Source organism: Micromonospora sp. A200 (assembly GCF_029893845.1).
Classification (GTDB): Bacteria; Actinomycetota; Actinomycetes; order Mycobacteriales; family Micromonosporaceae; genus Micromonospora; species Micromonospora purpureochromogenes.
In genome coordinates this window covers 1-16,174 of sequence record NZ_JARXXY010000003.1, presented here as the reverse complement: position 1 = coordinate 16,174, position 16,174 = coordinate 1, and the positions used below count along the sequence as shown (strand labels likewise).

Below are 16,174 nucleotides of genomic sequence, written 5' to 3'. Positions count from 1 at the left end.
CCGGCCTCGACCGACCCGGCGGCCTGAACCGGGCCCGGCGGTCAACGACCGGCGGCGGTCAGGCCGGCGTATTCGGGCGAGGCCAGGAAGCGGGTCAGCACGTCGACGGTGCCGGGGGTGTACGGGCGACCGTCGAGCACCTCGCCGGGCGGGACGAAGAGCATCGCCGCGCCCTCGCCGAGCACCACGTCCTCCCGCCACGGCGGCCGGGCCCGGCGGGCGGCGCGGTCAGGGGCGGTCGCGCCACAGCGGACTGTCGACGTAGTGGTTGTCGTAGCGCTGTCCGCTGGCGGCGATCTCGGCCGGATCGGCCTCGCCCCGGTACACCCGCTCGAGGAGCCGGTAGTAGTCGAACCGGTCGATGCCGGGGGTGAAGACCACCAGCACGTCGGCGGACTCGCCGCGGGCCGGGGCGAAGGCGTGCGGGGTGTGCGCGGGGACGAGCAGGAAGTCGCCGCGGCGCAGGGTGCGGATCTCGTCGGCCACCAGCACGTCGAGGACCCCGTCGAGGACGAAGAACGTCTCGGCGGCGCGGGTGTGCAGGTGCGGTGGGGCGCCGGGCGAGCCGGTGTGCAGGGTGGCCCGGTTGGCGGTGAGCGCGCCGCCGGTCTCTCCGGCGTCGCCGAGCAGGGTGATCAGGCTGGTCGGGCCGTCGGCGAGGACGGTGGCGTCGTCGGCGCGGACATGCAGGGGTGCCGTGGTCATGGTGCTCACCTTCTGGTGGGGACGATGGTCAGGACGGGGGCGCGACGAGGCGCTCACGGGTGTTCCGCGGGGTGTCCGGGTAGCGGTCGCCGACCGCCTCCCGCAGCTGCGCGAGGGTCTGCCCGGCCAGCTCCCGCCGCCAGGCCAGGTCGGCGCGGCGCATCGCCTGGGAGATCAGGCAGGCCTGCCGGTAGTCGACGTCGGCGCGACCTCCCGGCCCCTGGCGGAGGAGCTGCGCGCAGCGGAACGCCTCCTCCGCCCCCTCGATGGCGGTCACCACGTCGAGCAGGGTGATCTCCTCGGGGGCGCGGGCCAGTCGGAACCCGCCGCGCGGGCCGGAGACGGACCGGAGGATCCCGGCCCGCACCAGGGCCTGCAACTGCTTGTTGAGGTACGCCGTGGGCAGCCCGTAGAACGCGGCCAGCCGGGCGGCCGACACCGCCCGCCCCGGCTCCAGCCAGGTCATGTTGAGGCAGCTGTGCAGCGCCCACTCGACGCCCTCGGCCATCTTCATATTCTGGATATTATATGTCCAGGATTTGCTCGGCAAGCGTTCCGCACAGTCGGGCGCCGATGTCGGCCCGCCGTCGTCGGGCCGGCCCGTCGCCCGGCGGCTCGTCGCGGGCACCGTCCACCCTGGTCGAATTCCGTCACCGCCCGCCCGGAGGCGGAGCGCCGAAATTGCGTCGGGCCAACCCTCCAGATTATCGATCGCGCCCATTTCCGGCGTCAGCCGAAAGGGAGAAGGGGCCGGTAAGATCGGTGACACCGTTGTGACTGATCGCTGACTGCGGATAGTGAGGGCGATCACACACACTGCTGGCATGAATACGAGACTCGACCGCGGCAGGGCATTCCGCCTCGCGGTGTGTCTCGCCCTGGTGGCGATGCTCACCGGGTGCATGCAGCTCCACATCGGCCTGACCGTCAACGCCGACGACACGATCGACGGGCAACTGCTGCTGACCGCCGAGAAGCGGGTGCTGACCAGCAAGAACAGGACGGTCCAGGTCGGCTTCGCCGAGCTGCGGCAGAACATCCCCTCGTTGCCGGCCGGCGAGGAACGCGTCTACGAGAACGAGCGCTACTACGGTTTCCAGATCACCTACCGCCGCACGCCTTTGCAGGAATTCACCAGCGACAGCGTGAAACTGGTCCGGGACGGGGACCTCTACCGGTTCAGCCTCTCGCTCGATCCGAAGAAATACGGCGGGAAACTGGCCGAGCAGGACCCGCGGAACCAGGCCGCGTTCATGCAGTTGATGTCGTTCGAGATTTCGGTGACCTTCCCCGGTCGCGTGATCGACACCAACGGCACGGTCACCGGTCGCTCGATCACCTGGAAGGTCGGCTCCAACCGCGACAAGCCGACCGAGCTGCGGGCGGTGGCCGAGGCGCCGGCGAAGCCCTCGCCGTCCGCCACCGGAGCCGCCGCCACGGGCGGCGACACCGACGGCGGGTTCCCCTGGCTCCTGGTCGTCGGGGCCGTGGTCGTCCTGCTCCTGGTCGGCGCGGTCGTCGCCGTACTCCTGCTGCGCCGGCGCGGACGTCCCGCGACCGCCGCCACGACGCCGACGGGGCCGGCCGGCACGCCGGCGCCGACCCCGTCGGCGGAGCATCCGGGGCCGGTCTGACCCGCCTCGGGTCGGACCGCGCCACCACCCCGGGCGACCGGCCCGGGTCCGCCCGACCGGCCGCCGCACCTCACCACCACCACACCACCCTCCCGGCACCACCCGAAGGGAGATCGCCGTGAACGATCTCTTCACCTGGCCCGCCCTCGGCAGCCTCACCGGCGCGAGCGCCGCCACCCTGCTCACCGCCAACGTCGTCGGCGGCCTGCTCGGACCCGCGGGCGACAAGGCCCGCAAGTGGATCGCGTTGGGCGTCGCCCTGGCGCTGTCCTACCTGACCGCGGCGTTCGCCACGGACGTCGGCGCCGAGAAGTGGATCATCGCCTTCTTCAACGGGCTGATCATCTTCTCCGCCGCCCTCGGCATCAACCAGCTGCCGCCGGGCAACCGGCAGGCGACGCAGGCGTCGCCGAGCCGGATCGCCCAGGGTGGCGAGCCCCGCTACATCCGTTCCTGGGTCTGAGAGAGGTGAGCGTCATGGTCTTCGGAATCATCAGCGCCGCCGTCCACATCGTCCTCGGCGCCGCGCTCGGCGGCTGGGCCGGCGGCACCCTCGGCCTGCTGATCGGCGCCGTCGCCGGGCTGCTCGTCGGCGGCCCGTTCGGCTGGGCGGTCGCCTCCGCCCGGGTGTACGGCCCGGACGCCCGCGGCGTCTGGCTCTTCGTGGTGGACCACACCTGGAGCCTGCTGAACACCGCCGTCGGCGCGGTCTACCTCGCCGTACACCTGATCTTCGGCCACCAGCTCGACCGGACCACCTCGCAGCACAGCTGCCGGGTCGACGTCGTGGAGGGCGTCTCCCCGCGGTACGCCACCACCATCGGCACGGTCTGCGCCGGCTCCAGCCCCGGCATCCAGCGGCACGAGGACGTGCACATCTTCCAGGGCCGGCTGCTCGGCCCGCTCTACATCCCACTGGTGCTGCTCAACTACGTGCTCTTCACCATCGCCCCGGTCTGGTTGCTCTGGCACGACCACACCAACGCGCCGATCAACGCCTTCACCCGGTACTTCGAGATCGGCGTCTACCCGCACGTCTGGAACGAGGCCATCGCGTACCGGATCCAGGGAAGCCCGCCGCGATGACCGACGACGGGCGTGGACCGGTCGAGGCGACCACCGCCGACCTGGCGGCGTGGCTGGCCACCGCCGCGGGCGAGGTCGTCCCGGTCGGCCCGCCCGCCGACGGCGGACCCGCCGACGGGCTGACGGTCTGGCCGCTGGAGCTGCGGCCCGGCCGGCAGACCCGCGGCACCGGCAACCGGGAGCCGTACCGCTTCACCGTTCGCTACCTGCTCAGCGCCGCCGGCCCGGCGGCGCTGCCCCGGCTGGACCGGGTGCTCGCCGCCGCGGTCGTCGACGGGGAGCCGGAGGTGCTGCTGGAGGCCGGCGACCCGCAGCTGTGGCGGGCGTTCGGCGTGCCGCCCCGGCCGGCGCTGCTGATCGACGTACCCGCGCAGGTGGCCCGGCCACTGCCGGCGGCGCCGCCGGTGCTGCGCCCGCTGCGGCTGCGGCAGCTGCCGATGCGCACCCTGGACGGCCGGGTGGTCGGCCCGCACGAGCAGCCCCTCGCCGCGATGCGGGTCGAACTGGTCGGCACCTCGCAGGCCACGCACACCGACCCCGCCGGCCGGTTCCGGCTCACCGGCGTGCCGGACGACCCCGAGCGGCCCGGCCCGGTCCGGCTGCGCCTGGTCGGCCGCGGCCACACCCTGACCGCCGACGTCGACCCCGCCGACACCGACCTCGTCATCGTCTGCGAACCCCCGGCCCGCTGACCCGGACCGCCCGCGCACCAGGAGGACCGATGCCCAACTACTTCTCCCCCGGCATCTACGTCGAGGAGGTGCCGAGCGGGGCCCACCCGATCGGGCCGGTCGGCATGAGCACCGCCGCGTTCGTCGGCATCGCCCCGGACCGCGGCGCCCACGTCGACCGGGCGATGCCGGTCAACAGCTGGTCGGAATTCCTGCGGCTCTACGCCGGCGGCGAACGCCCGGAGAGCACCCCGCTGGCCCGCGCCGTCTTCGGCTTCCTCGACAACGGCGGCACCCGGTGCTGGGTGGTCAACGTCGGCGAGGGCGGCCAGCTCACCGGCGGCGGCCAGCGCCGCGCCGGCCTGCAACTGCTGGAGGCCGTCGACGAGGTCTCCATCCTCGCCGCCCCCGGCTTCCACGACCCGGTCTCGCACGAGGCGCTGCTGAGCACGGCCGAGCGGCTGCGCACCATGGTGGCGATCTGCGACCCGCCCCCGGGCATCGACGACATCTCGGCGCTGACCCGCGTCGCCACCCCCAGCTCCGCCCGGGCCCCCCGCGCCGCCGACGGCAAACCCGCCGAGGGTACGGCGAAGCCGACCGACGACGACGGCGGCACCACCGCGTACCGGCCCCGGCAGTCGGACTTCGGCACCTGCTACTTCCCCTGGCTGCGGGTGCGCGACCCGCTCAGCGGCGAGCTGGTGCTCACCCCGCCGAGCGGGCACATGGCCGGCATCTGGGCCCGCACGGACGGGCTGCGCGGGGTGCACAAGGCACCGGCCAACGAGCCGGTACGCGGCGCCGTCGACCTGGAGTACCTGGTCACCCGCCCGGAGCACGACGTGCTCAACCCCAAGGGCGTCAACGTGATCCGCTACTTCGCCGGCGAGGGCATCCGGGTGTGGGGTGCCCGTACGCTCGCCGCCGAGGCCAGCGAGTGGCGCTACCTCAACGTGCGGCGGCTCTCCATCTCCATCGAGCAGGCCATCGCCAACGGCACCCGGTGGATGGTCTTCGAGCCGAACGACTTCTCGCTGTGGCGCTCCATCCGGCGCGACATCGGCGCCTTCCTCACCCGGGTCTGGCGCGACGGCGCCCTGCTCGGGCGTACGCCGGAGGAGGCGTTCTTCGTCAAGTGCGACGAGGAGACCAACCCGGCCGACGTGCGCGACGCCGGCATGGTGGTCGCCCACATCGGCATCGCGGTGGTCAAGCCCGCGGAGTTCGTGGTGTTCAAGCTGAGCCAGTGGGCCGGTGGCACCGAGACCGAGACGATCGGAGGCTGACAATGACGACCCCCGCCACGCCGCAACCGGGCGCGCCGGTCGACCCGTACCGGGCCTACAACTTCAAGCTGCTCATCAACGGCATCACCAACGGGCACTTCACCGAGGTCAGCGGCCTGGAGGTGACGATCGCCCGGCGGGCGTACCGGGAGGCCGGCAACGACCGGATCCGGGCCGTGCCCGGCCAGGTCGACTACGCCCCGGTGACCCTGCACTTCGGGCTCACCTCCTCCCGCGAGCTGTGGGACTGGGTGCAGGCCGCGGCCCGGGGGACGGTGAACCGCCGCAACGTCTCGGTGGTGCTGCTCGACGCCGCCGGCACCAGCGAGGCGCTGCGCTGGAACATGATCAACGCGTGGCCGATGCGGTGGCGGGGCGCGCACCTGCACACCCTCTCCCAGGAGATCGCCATCGAGGCGCTCACCCTGGCGTACGAGGGCCTGGAGCTGGAGTCGGGCAGTGCCGCCGCCGCGCCCAGGACCGCGTAGCTGGCTGGCCCGGCGGCTGCGGGACGCCGCCGACGCCGTCGAGCGGTGGGATCCCGCCCCGACCGCCGGTGGCTCCCCGGGCGGGACGACACGGGACCTGCCGCCGGCCCACGCGACGCCGGGCCTGCCGGAGGCGAGACCGGAGGTGCCGTCGGCCGAGGCGACGGGGGACGTGCCACGCCGGCCGGGCCAGCCGCCGGAGCACTGGCTGCGCCTGGTCGCTGCGCACGCCCCCGGCCTGCTGCGCGGTCTGGACGTCGACCCGGACGCCCTGCCGGACGCCGGGCCGCCGACGGTTGCGCCCGACCCCCGGGGCAGGCTTGCCGACGGGGTGGGTGGCAATCGGCCGCCCGCCCGCTCGGGTACGTCGGCGCTACCCCCGACCGGCCCGGCCCGGCCGTCGTCGGGCACGGCCGCGGGCTCCTGGCCCCGCAACCCGGACGCCTCGTCGCCCAGTAACGCCGACGCCGCCGTGGGCTCCCGGCCCGGCGACCCCGGCACGGGCGTGGCCTCGTGGGCCGGCGACTCCGGCGCGGGCCTCGGTCCCAGGTCCACCACTGCGGGCAACCGGCCCGACGGCGTCATCGGCACAGCCGGGCCGAGTTCTCCGGCCGCCGGCGGGTTGCCCGGCGTCTCCGACCCGAGCGGCCGGCCGGGAGCCGCAGCGCCGGACTCCCGGCCGGGACCGCCGCCGGCGCATTCCTGGCCCGGCCCGCCGGAACACCACCGGTCCGGGCAACCCGAGCGACGGGTCGGGAGGTCGGCCGAGGTCGACCGGTCCTCGGGGCGTGGCGCCGGCGCTCACCCGGGGCCGGCAGCTTGGCGGATCCGTCCGGCGGTACCCGGCCCCGCCGCCGGATTCAGGAGCGACCTGTCGTACGCCGGGCCGGGCGATGGCGGGGCCCACCCGCACCGGGAGGCGCTGCCGCCCGCCGGTCCCGCTGAGCCCCGCGTCGGCCGGGTCGACCAGTCCAGGCCAGCCACCGGCCAGATCCCGACGACCGCATCCTGCGAGGGCACGACAGCCGATGGCCGGGCGGGCACCGCCACCGACGCGCACCGACCGGGCACGACCGGCGGGGACGGCGTCGGTGCGCTCCGGCTCCCCGCCCCCTGGTCCGTCCCCGCAGGAGCGCGGGCGGCCACCGGCCACCCCGGACCGCCGGCCGGCCCCGGGGCGGGCCGGGCGCGCGGGGCGTACCCGGGTGACCTCGCCCGGACGGCCGAGCACCCCGTCGGCACCACACCGGCACGCACCGGCCTCGACAGCGGATCCTGGTCCGCCGACCGGTGGCCGCCGGCGCAGCCCGGCAACGGGTGGCCCGACGCCGTCACGCCCGCCCCGGCACCCGACCCCTGGCCGGTCCTGCCGGACGGGCCGGCGGGCGGCGGCGCCGGCGGCGTACCCCCGACGGGAGCGACCACGACGGGGCCGACGGGGCGGTGGGCCGGGGATCCGTGGCCGGCGCTGCCCGACGACCCGGCGTGGCGGCCGGCCACCGGCGACGCTGACGGCGAGCGGCTGCGCCGCCTCGACCACGAGCAGCGGGGGGCCTGATGGAACGGGTGGCCTTCCTGGTGGACTCCTCCGGCGTCCGGGTGGACTGCCTGCTCAACCCGGAGACCGTGCAGGTGAGCCGGCTGGCCGGGGTACGCCCGCGCGGCGTCGGCGACGGGCAGCTCACCGGCGCCGGCCTCGCCGACGACCCGCTGGTCTTCACCGGCGGCGGCCGCACCGAGCTGGTGCTGGACCTGCTCTTCGACACCGACCTGGTGGACGCGCCGACCCGCCCGGAGGACGTGCGTGCCCTGACTCGTCCACTGTGGATGTTGGCGGAGAACTCCGCCACCGCGCACGGCTGGCTGCGACCGCCGCTGGTCCGGCTGGTCTGGGGCAAGACCTGGAACGTGCCCGGCGTGATCGTCGCGATCGCCGAACGGTTCGACGCGTTCACCCTCACCGGCTCGCCCCGCCGGTCCTGGTTGCGGCTGAAGCTGGTGCGGGTGGCGGAGTCCGCCGACGAGGCCCAGGAGGGCTTCGACGAGGAGCTGGCCGCCGCCACCACTCCGGTGGCCGCGCCCGGTTCGGCGGTGGTGGCCGCCGGGGACGGCTCCGCCGTGCCCGGGTACTCCGGGGTCCGCTTCGACCTGCTCGCCCACGACGCGCTCGGTTCGCCGCTGCGGTGGCGGCTGCTCGCCGAGCACAACCGGATCACCGATCCGCTGACCGTGCCGGCCGGCACCGCCCTCGCGGTGCCCCCGCTGACCGCCGCCGCGACCACCCCGCCCCCGCCGGGAGGTGCCCCGTGACCGCCTGGCCGACCGTGCTGCTCGACGGGGTACCGCTGGACGGGCGCCGGCTCCGGTCGGTGCGGATCGCCGGGCGGCTGGACCAGCCGACCCAGTGCGAGATCGGCTACGCCGCCGGCCCCGGCCCCGCCGCGCTGGACCTCGGCCCCGGCCCGGCGGTGCCGACCGGCGCGACCCTCGACGTCCGGCTGGACGACGCGCGCCTGTTCACCGGGGAGGTGACCTGCGTCGAGGTGGAGTACGCCGCCGACGGCGCCGCCCTGGTCCGGCTGCGCGGCTACCAGCCGCTGCACCGGCTGCGCAAGCGGCAGCAGTTGCGGGTGTTCGAGTCGGTCACCGCCGCCGACCTGGCCCGGGAGCTCTGCGCCGGGGTGGGCCTCGACGTCGACGCCGAGGAGGACGGCCCGCGCCTGGAGCGGGTGCTCCAGCACCGGCACAGCGACCTCGACCTGCTGCTGGAGGTGGCCGGCCGGGCCGGGCTGCACCTCGCCGACGACGAGGGCCGGCTGCGGCTGGTCACCCTGGACGGGCACGGCGAACCGGTCACCCTGACCCTCGGCCACACCCTGCACTCGCTGCGGATCGCGGCCAACCTGGACCGGGCCGCCGGGCAGAGCGCGGCGCTGGGCTGGCATCCGCAGCGCGCCGAGCCGATCAGGCAGCGGGCCGACGCGGCGCGCACCGGCCGGCGCATCCCGCTCGACCCGGACCCGGCCGCCGTCGGCGCGGACGGGGTGCGCACCGCGGTCGACCAGCCCGGCCGCAGCGACGACGAGCTGGCCGCCATCGCCCAGGCCGGCCTGGACGCCCGGGTGGCCGCGCTGGTCACCGCCGAGGGGGTCGCCGAGGGCGACCCGGCGCTGCGGCCCGGCCGCCGCGTCGAGCTGGCCGGCATCGCCGACCCGGTCGCCGGGGTGTACGTGCTGACCGAGGTGGTGCACACCATCGACGCCAACGGCCACCTGACCCGGTTCAGCACCGCCCCGCCGCCCGCCCCGGCACCCGCCCCGGTCGCCGGCGCGGTGGTCACCCTCGGCACGGTCACCGACGTCGACGACCCGGACCGGCTCGGCCGGGTCCGGCTCACCCTCCCCGCCTACGGGGACCTGGACGCCGGCTGGCTGGCCGTGCTCTGCCCCGGCGCCGGGGCCGGCAAGGGGATCGTGGCGCTGCCCGACCCGGACGACACCGTGCTGGTGGCGCTGCCCGGGGGCGAGCCGGCCGCCGGGATCGTCCTCGGGTCGCTCTTCGGCGCCGTCGAGCCGTACGACGCGGGCATCGCCGACGGGCGGTCCGGCCGGTGGTCGGTGCGGACCGGCAGCGGCCAGACGATCGTGGTGGACGACGCGGCGCGCAGCCTGAAACTCGCCACCGACACCGGCAGCTTCCTGGAGCTGACGCCGGAGCTGACGACCCTGCACGCCGCCACCGACCTGGTGCTCTCCGCGCCGGGCCGGGCGATGGTGGTCCGCGCCCGCAGCGTCGACTTCCTGCACGCCGACACGACCGAGGACGCGCCGACCGCGCGGGAGCGGGCAGCCGCGCTCGCCCGGCAGAGCTCAGGAGGCCGCTGATGCGCTGGATCCACCTGCAATCCGTGATCACCTGTGACCACGACGGGCGGGTGACCAACCGGGCGTCGCAGCGCTGGGTGACCGTCACCGGCGTACCGGTGCTGGTCGACGACGACCCGCAGGGGCGGGACATCGTGGCCTGCCCGAACTACGGGCCGACGGTGAAGCCCTGCACGAAGACGCTGCCGGTGCGGGTCGGCTACAGCGACTGGCTGCGCGTCGACGGGCGCCGGATCGTCCTGTCGCACCTGGACGGGCTGACCGACGGCACCCCGCCGGGCCTGGTCCACCACACCGTCCGCGACCCGCGGCAGCGCCTGGTGGAGGCGGACCGATGAGGGCCTTCCGCTTCGTGGGCGCCGGCTTCGACGCCGGCCGCACCGGGGGTCTGGCGTTGACCGCGGCCGGCGGGCTCGCGATGACCGAGGGCGACGAGACGGTACGCCAGGCGCTGTACCTGCTGCTCTCCACCACCCCGGGCGAGCGGCTGATGCGCCCCGGGTACGGCTCCCGGCTGCACCGGCTGGTCTTCGCGCCCAACGACGACACCACCGCCGGCCTGGCCATCCACTACGTGCGGCAGGCGATCCGGCGCTGGGAGCCACGCGTCGAGGTGATCGACGTCGACGCCGGACCGGACCCGGACGACCCGTGGCGGCTGGTGATCCGGCTCGACTACCGGGTCCGGGCCAGTCTCTCCCCCGGCCAGCTGGTCTTCTCCGTCGACCTGCTCCCCGACGACGAGGAGACCGACGGGCCGGGCCGCGACCACGCCGAGGGGGACCAGTCATGACGCTGCCCGTGCCGCACCTCGACGACCGTGCCTTCCTCGACCTCGTCGCCGAGGCCCGGGAGCGGATCCGGCAGTCCTGCCCGGCCTGGACGGACCTGTCCGCGCACGACCCGGGAATCGCCCTGGTGGAGGCGTTCGCCCACCTCACCGAGGTGATGATCTACCGGCTGAACCAGCTGCCGGAGAAGGCGTACGTGCAGTTCCTCAACCTGCTCGGGGTGGCCCGGCACGCCCCGTCGGCGGCCTGGGCGGACGTGCGGTTCGCCCGTACCGGCGGCGAGCACGGCGCGGTGCGCATCCCCGCCGGCACCCGGGTCGCCGCAGCGCGCGGCGCCGACCCGAGACCGGTCGTCTTCGTCACCACCGAGCCGGCGACGCTGGCCGCCGGGCAGGCCGAGGTGACCGTGCGGATGCACCACTGCGAGCCGGTCGAGGCGGAGCTGCTCGGCACCGGCACCGGGCAGCCGGGGCAGGCGCTGCGCGCCGCCCGGGCGCCGCTGGCCCGGACGGCGGAGCCGCTGGACCTGCTGCTCGGGGTGGAGGTGCCACCGGGCTCGGTGGAGCTGGGCGCGGCCGCGCGGGAGCACGAGGGACGGACGTACGAGATCTGGCGGCCGGTGGACAGCTTCGCCGGGGTCGGCCCGCAGGCCAAGGTGTACCTGGTGGACCGCTGCTCCGGGGTGGTCACCTTCGCGCCCGCCCTGGACCTGCGCCCGTCCGGCGACGGGCCGGCCGGGGCGGCGGTGACCGGGGCGGCCGGCTCCGGACTGGTGACGGTGGCCGCGGTGCCGCCGGCCGGGGCGGGGATCCGGCTCTGGTACCGGGCCGGCGGCGGGCGCACCGGCAACGTCGCCGCCGGCACCCTGACCAGCCTGCGCGATCCGCTGCCCGGGGTACGGGCGGACAACCCCGAGCCGGCCAGCGGCGGGCGGGACATGGAGACGCTGGACTCGGCGCTGGTCCGCGGGCCGTACGAGTTCTTCGCCCAGCAGCGGGCGGTGACCGCCCGGGACTTCGAGATCCTCGCCGCCGGCTCCGGGGCGGTGGCGCGGGCGCGGGCGTTCACCCGGGCCGCGGTCTACAGCTTCGCCCGGCCGGGCGAGGTCGAGGTGGTGCTGGTGCCGTACGTGCCGGACGAGGCCCGGCCCGGCGGCCGGCTGCCGGTGTCGGTGCTGCGCGAGCACGAGGTGGAGGAGGCGCGCCGCCGGGTCGAGGCGGACCTGGACCGCCGCCGCGCCCTCGGCACGAGCTGCCGGGCCGGTTGGGCCCGCTACAAGGCGGTCTCCATCCGGGCCCGGGTGGTGGTGCGCCGGGAGGAGGACGCCGAGGCGGTGCGGCGGCGCATCCACGACCGGCTGCACCAGACGCTGAGCCCGCTGCCCACCACGCTGAACCCGGCCGGCTGGGCGTTCGGCGAGCCGCTGCGGGCCTCCAACGTGTACCGGATGCTGGAGCACGCCGAGCCGGGCGTGCGCTACGTGGAGTCGGTCCGGTTCGTGGTCGACGAGGCCCCCGACGCCGAGGTACGCACCCTCGCCGTCGACCAGTACCAGGCCCGCACCTGGTACGCGGGCCGCGGCGAGGTGGTGTTCCGCTCCACCAACGCCGGCGCGGGCTGGGAGCCGGCCGGCCGGTTCGAGGGCGAGACGGTGGTGCGGGTGTCCCCCGCCCCCGCCCCGGTACGCCCCGGCGTGACCGCCCGCCCCGGCTCGGTGGCGGCGGTGACCGTCCGGGCCGCCGGTGGCTCCCGGGTGCACCTGAGCACCGACCTCGGCGAGAACTGGTCGCTCCTGACCGACCTGGACTCCCGCATCTCCGACGTGGCCTGGATCGACCGGGACGGCGCGGGCGCGCTGCTGCTGGCCACCGACACCGGCCTGTACGAGGTCTCCCTGCTGCCCGGCTCGGTGCCGTTGCAGATCCTGGTCGACCCGGCCGACGCCGACCGCGGCTTCTACGCCGTGCGCGCCTTCGTCTCGGAGCGGGGCGCCCCCGGCGTGGCGGTCGCCGCGCAGGCCGGGTTCGGCGTCTACCTCTCCACCGCCGCCGGCCGCCCGGGCAGCTTCACCCACGTCGGCCTGGCCAACGTGGACAACCGGGTCCTCGCCGTGCAGTACGACGGCCCGGCCACCCTGCTCTGGTCGGGCGCCGGCGAGCCCGACCCGAAGAAGCCCGGGCAGGGCTGCCACCGCACCCGGCTGTTCGAGTCGGACGTGAAGTGGCAGTCGGTGCAGGCCGGCTGGATCGGCGGCACCTGCCGCGACCTGGCCTTCGCCGGCACCCTCGCGCTGGCGGCCACCCAGAGCGGCGGGGTGGTGCGACTGGACACCCTCGCCGCGCAGCCGCAGTGGCAGCCGGTGATGGTCAACTGCGGGCTGCCGCTGCGGGACCGGTCCCGGTTCGTACCGGTCGACGCGATCGCCGCCACCGGCGGCACCGACCGGCTGGTCCTGGCCGGCGGCGAGCGCGGGGTGTACCGCAGCGGCGACGCCGTGGACTGGACGCCCAGCGCCAACCAGGCCACCGCCGACGTGGTGACCGTCCCCGACACCTGGCTGCTCTGCTCCGGCGAGCACGACATCGAGGTGGTGCGGCAGGATGCGCCGAGCGGCGATTGAGCGGCTGCTGCCCGCCGCGTACCAGCGGGCCAGTGTCCCCGGCAGCGTGCTGTTCGCGCTGCTGGAGGTGATGGAGGCGCTGCACGCCCCGGACGAGGCGGTGCTCGCCGACGTCGACGCGCTGTTCGCCCCGTACCGGGCGCCGGACGGGTTCGTCGGCTACCTGACACGGTGGGTGGCGATGGACCACGTGCTCGCCTCGCCCCGCCCGGACGCGCCGCCGGCGCTGCCGGTGGGGCGGCTGCGGGACCTGGTGGCGCACGGCGCGCACCTGGCCCGCTGGCGGGGCACCCCGTACGGGATGCGGAGCGCCCTGGAGCTGGCCACCGGGGTGACCGGATTCGTCCTGGACGAACCGGTCGACCGGCCCTTCCACCTGGTGGTCCGGGTACCGCCGGCCGCCGCCGGCTCCCTCGCCCTGATCAGCCGGATCGTGGCCGCCGAGAAGCCGGCCGCGGTGACCGCCGAGGTCGTCCTGCTCGGCGACGCCGCCCCCGCCGCCCCGCCGGCCGACCCACCCCCGGACCAGCCGGCCGACCCCGAACCGCCCGTCGACCCGCCGCCGCTGCCCACCGGCCCGGCGGTCGGCCGGGCCTCCGTCCCGCCCCCACGCACCCTTCCACCTCCGGGACCGTCCGCAGAGGAGCCGTCATGACCACCGAATGGGCCGTCGTCGCCGCCGCCGAGCAGTTCACCCTCGACACCGGCAACCACGGCGAACTCACCTTCACCGTCTCGAACCCCGGCGCGGCCCCGGACACGGTGGTCTTCGACGTCGCCCCCGGGGAGGGCAGCCAGCGGTCCTGGCTCACCGTCGCCGAGCCGCAGCGGGTGGTGCCGGGTCAGGGGTCGGTCTCCTTCCTGGTCCGCCTCGCCGTGCCGCCCGGCACCGCGCCCCGCCGCTACGACATGACCGGCTTCGCCTACTCGGCGAACACCGCGCCCGAGGAGAGCTCCCGCTCCAGCGGCCGGGTGACGTACGAGGTCCGCGCCGTCGCCGCCCCCCGCCGCGCCCCCTGGCCGTGGATCGCCGCGGCCGTGGCGCTGGTGGTGCTGGTCGGGGCGGTGGTGGGCTGGCTGGTGACCCGGCCGGAGGACGCGCCGGCCCCCGGGGAGCCGCAGGTGGTCACCCTGGAGGCGGAGAGCCTGGTGCCGCAGGCGAAGGTGGAGTCGCCGACCGGCACCGCGGCGAAGGTGGTGGTCCAGCCGAACTGCTGCGGGGTCACCTGGTCGCAGGACCGGCAGCTGTTCTTCCAGGGTTTGGCGGTCGGCGACCAGGTCACGATGACCGTCGACCTGCCGAAGGACGCGGTCTGGCGGTTCTCCGCCGCCCGCACCACCTCGTTCGACTACGCCAACACCATCTTCCAGATCGACGGCGTCCAGGTCGGCGGGACGTTCCTCGGCTTCACCCCGAAGGTGGTCCGTACCGACTTCGAGGACGTCGGCACGCTGCGGCTCGGCAAGGGGCCGCACCAGGTGACGCTGGTGGCGGTGAGCAAGACGCAGGCCTTCGACCGGTACTTCGCCGGGATCGACCAGATCCGGTTCACCGAGGTCGGCGGGGCGGCGGCGGCCCGGCGATGAGCGGGCGACGCAAGCTGCTACTGGTGGGGCTGGCCGTCCTGCTGGTGCTGCTCTTCGTGGTGGCCGTCGGCGCGGGTCGGGGCGACCGGGGCGGCCCGGACGACGACGGCGCCGTCCGCTGGCTGGGCCGGCTGGTCGGCGACAGCGCCACGGTCGACCCGGCGACGGTGCGGGCCGGCTGCGACCGTACCGGGGACACCCTCGCCGTGGTCGGCGCCTGCGTGCTGCGCGTCGCCGACCCGGACGGGCTGCGCACCCTGGTGCTGCGCAGCCCCGGCCGGTTCCGGGTCACCGCGCCGGCGCCCCGGGACGCCGGCTTCACCGTGGACGACGAGGTGGAGCCGGACGAGGACGGTACGGCAGTGGCGAAGGTCGCCGTCGACCGGGCCAGCGAGATCACCGTCGGCTGTGCGGGAGGTGTGGCGTGCGCGGTCACGATCGGATCCTGAGCCGCCGGGCGGCCGGCCGTCACCGGCCCGCGCCGTCGCCCCGCCGGGCCGGCCCGGTCCCGGCGGCCGTGCGGGAGCGGATGGTCGCCGTCCTGGTCAGGTACGTCCGCGAGGAGGCCCGCCGTGGGTGAGCTGCGCAAGCCGTTCCTCCTGCTGGCGCTACTGGCCGTGGCGCTGGTGGTCGGGGTGGAGCTGGGCTCGTCGCTGCTCACCGGCGGCGGGGACGCGGGCGGCTCGCTGCGGGCCAGCGCGCAGGACCTGGGGGTGGACGTCGGCGAGGTGGGCCGGGTCGACGAGCCCTCCGGTCGGGGCACCGGCTACCTGGCGCTGATCGACGTCGTGGCGCTCTGGACCACGGGGCTGTTCTGCCTGAGCCTGGTGGTGCCGGACCGGGTCCAGGGGCGGGTGCAGGGCGTGGCGACGCTGATCTTCTCGATCGTGCTGATCCTGGTGTCGCTGCTGATGCTGGTGCTCGCCTTCGTGGAGCTGTCCATCATGGTCTCGCTCTTCCTGGCCGCGCCCTTCGGCACGCTGGCGTACCTGGCGCTGTGGGGTTTCTTCCCGGTCGGCGAGGCGAGCCTGCTGCTCGGCCTGGTGCTGCTGCTCAAGCTGGTCTGGGTGGTGCTGCTGCTGCTCGCCCAGCCCCGCTTCCTGCAGAACAAGGGGCTGGTGCTGCTGGCGCTGACCACGCTGCTCTGCACGGTGCTGCTGGAGTTCCTGCACAACCTGGTGCCGGTCGTCGTGGTGAGCATCCTGGACGACGTGGGCGCGCTGGTCTTCGCGGTGGTCGCGATCGTCTGGGGCCTGGTCCTCCTGATCGGCTCGATCCCCGCGATCGTCAAGGCGATCCGGGTAACCGCCGCCCTCCCCACCCGCTAATGGGAGGTGTCGGGTCGGCTGGGAGGCAGACTCGACGTCCGGTAGCCGCGGGCGAGTGAGCACTCCCACCCCTTGGACCGGTGAGTCCTAG

General features: G+C 75.4%; 19 protein-coding genes. 16 read left to right on the top strand and 3 right to left on the bottom strand.

Annotation, left to right across the window (positions count from 1 at the left end):
• Positions 1–41: 41 nt before the first annotated feature.
• From M2302_RS03705 to M2302_RS03695, 3 genes are read right to left on the bottom strand one after another with little or no spacing between them, the layout of a single operon-like run.
• Positions 42–185 (bottom strand): hypothetical protein, encoded by a 144-nt coding sequence (locus M2302_RS03705; RefSeq protein WP_280836567.1) that lies wholly within the window; start codon positions 183–185, stop codon positions 42–44.
• A 43-nt stretch (positions 186–228) separates the two neighbouring features.
• Positions 229–705, bottom strand: coding sequence for a cupin domain-containing protein (locus tag M2302_RS03700; protein WP_154936386.1), 477 nt, complete (start codon positions 703–705; stop codon positions 229–231).
• A 28-nt stretch (positions 706–733) separates the two neighbouring features.
• Complete coding sequence (locus M2302_RS03695) at positions 734–1,219, bottom strand: Rrf2 family transcriptional regulator (protein ID WP_280836566.1); 486 nt, start codon at positions 1,217–1,219, stop codon at positions 734–736.
• 310 nt (positions 1,220–1,529) lie between these two features.
• On the opposite strand from M2302_RS03695, the gene M2302_RS03690 reads away from it, so the two are divergent.
• The 16 genes from M2302_RS03690 to M2302_RS03615 all read left to right on the top strand — a co-directional run bounded on the left by M2302_RS03690 (position 1,530) and on the right by M2302_RS03615 (position 16,083).
• The gene (locus tag M2302_RS03690) at positions 1,530–2,339 is read left to right on the top strand and encodes a DUF3153 domain-containing protein (RefSeq protein WP_280836565.1); all 810 of its coding nucleotides are present in this window, start codon (positions 1,530–1,532) and stop codon (positions 2,337–2,339) included.
• A gap of 118 nt (positions 2,340–2,457) precedes the next feature.
• Positions 2,458–2,802 carry a hypothetical protein gene (locus tag M2302_RS03685; RefSeq protein WP_280836564.1) on the top strand — a complete coding sequence of 115 codons (345 nt, stop codon included), beginning with the start codon at positions 2,458–2,460 and terminating at the stop codon, positions 2,800–2,802.
• Between the two features lie 14 nt (positions 2,803–2,816).
• Complete coding sequence (locus M2302_RS03680; protein ID WP_280836563.1) at positions 2,817–3,425, top strand: glycine zipper family protein; 609 nt, start codon at positions 2,817–2,819, stop codon at positions 3,423–3,425.
• Positions 3,422–4,117 carry a carboxypeptidase-like regulatory domain-containing protein gene (locus M2302_RS03675; RefSeq protein ID WP_280836562.1) on the top strand — a complete coding sequence of 232 codons (696 nt, stop codon included), beginning with the start codon at positions 3,422–3,424 and terminating at the stop codon, positions 4,115–4,117. Before M2302_RS03680 ends, M2302_RS03675 begins: the two co-directional genes overlap by 4 nt.
• Before the next feature lie 29 nt (positions 4,118–4,146).
• Complete coding sequence (locus M2302_RS03670; protein ID WP_280836561.1) at positions 4,147–5,385, top strand: phage tail sheath C-terminal domain-containing protein; 1,239 nt, start codon at positions 4,147–4,149, stop codon at positions 5,383–5,385.
• 2 nt (positions 5,386–5,387) lie between these two features.
• Entirely contained in the window at positions 5,388–5,873 is a 486-nt protein-coding gene (locus tag M2302_RS03665) for a phage tail protein (RefSeq protein ID WP_088961616.1), read from the top strand.
• Positions 5,845–7,431: a hypothetical protein gene (locus tag M2302_RS03660; RefSeq protein WP_280836560.1), complete on the top strand. Its 1,587-nt coding sequence runs from the start codon at positions 5,845–5,847 to the stop codon at positions 7,429–7,431. Before M2302_RS03665 ends, M2302_RS03660 begins: the two co-directional genes overlap by 29 nt.
• Entirely contained in the window at positions 7,431–8,183 is a 753-nt protein-coding gene (locus tag M2302_RS03655; RefSeq protein ID WP_280836559.1) for a hypothetical protein, read from the top strand. The genes M2302_RS03660 and M2302_RS03655 overlap by 1 nt, the downstream gene beginning before the upstream one ends.
• Positions 8,180–9,757: a phage baseplate assembly protein V gene (locus M2302_RS03650; protein WP_280836558.1), complete on the top strand. Its 1,578-nt coding sequence runs from the start codon at positions 8,180–8,182 to the stop codon at positions 9,755–9,757. Before M2302_RS03655 ends, M2302_RS03650 begins: the two co-directional genes overlap by 4 nt.
• Positions 9,757–10,095, top strand: coding sequence for a hypothetical protein (locus M2302_RS03645; protein ID WP_280836557.1), 339 nt, complete (start codon positions 9,757–9,759; stop codon positions 10,093–10,095). Before M2302_RS03650 ends, M2302_RS03645 begins: the two co-directional genes overlap by 1 nt.
• On the top strand, positions 10,092–10,550 hold the full coding sequence (locus M2302_RS03640; protein ID WP_280836556.1) for a GPW/gp25 family protein: 459 nt from the start codon (positions 10,092–10,094) through the stop codon (positions 10,548–10,550). The genes M2302_RS03645 and M2302_RS03640 overlap by 4 nt, the downstream gene beginning before the upstream one ends.
• On the top strand, positions 10,547–13,168 hold the full coding sequence (locus M2302_RS03635; protein ID WP_280836555.1) for a putative baseplate assembly protein: 2,622 nt from the start codon (positions 10,547–10,549) through the stop codon (positions 13,166–13,168). Before M2302_RS03640 ends, M2302_RS03635 begins: the two co-directional genes overlap by 4 nt.
• Positions 13,149–13,823: a phage tail protein gene (locus M2302_RS03630; protein ID WP_280836554.1), complete on the top strand. Its 675-nt coding sequence runs from the start codon at positions 13,149–13,151 to the stop codon at positions 13,821–13,823. The genes M2302_RS03635 and M2302_RS03630 overlap by 20 nt, the downstream gene beginning before the upstream one ends.
• Positions 13,820–14,755 (top strand): hypothetical protein, encoded by a 936-nt coding sequence (locus M2302_RS03625; RefSeq protein ID WP_280836553.1) that lies wholly within the window; start codon positions 13,820–13,822, stop codon positions 14,753–14,755. The genes M2302_RS03630 and M2302_RS03625 overlap by 4 nt, the downstream gene beginning before the upstream one ends.
• A complete protein-coding gene (locus M2302_RS03620; RefSeq protein ID WP_280836552.1) occupies positions 14,752–15,204 on the top strand; it encodes a hypothetical protein in 453 nt (150 codons plus the stop codon). Before M2302_RS03625 ends, M2302_RS03620 begins: the two co-directional genes overlap by 4 nt.
• A 123-nt stretch (positions 15,205–15,327) precedes the next feature.
• Complete coding sequence (locus M2302_RS03615) at positions 15,328–16,083, top strand: hypothetical protein (RefSeq protein ID WP_280836551.1); 756 nt, start codon at positions 15,328–15,330, stop codon at positions 16,081–16,083.
• Positions 16,084–16,174 lie beyond the last annotated feature (91 nt).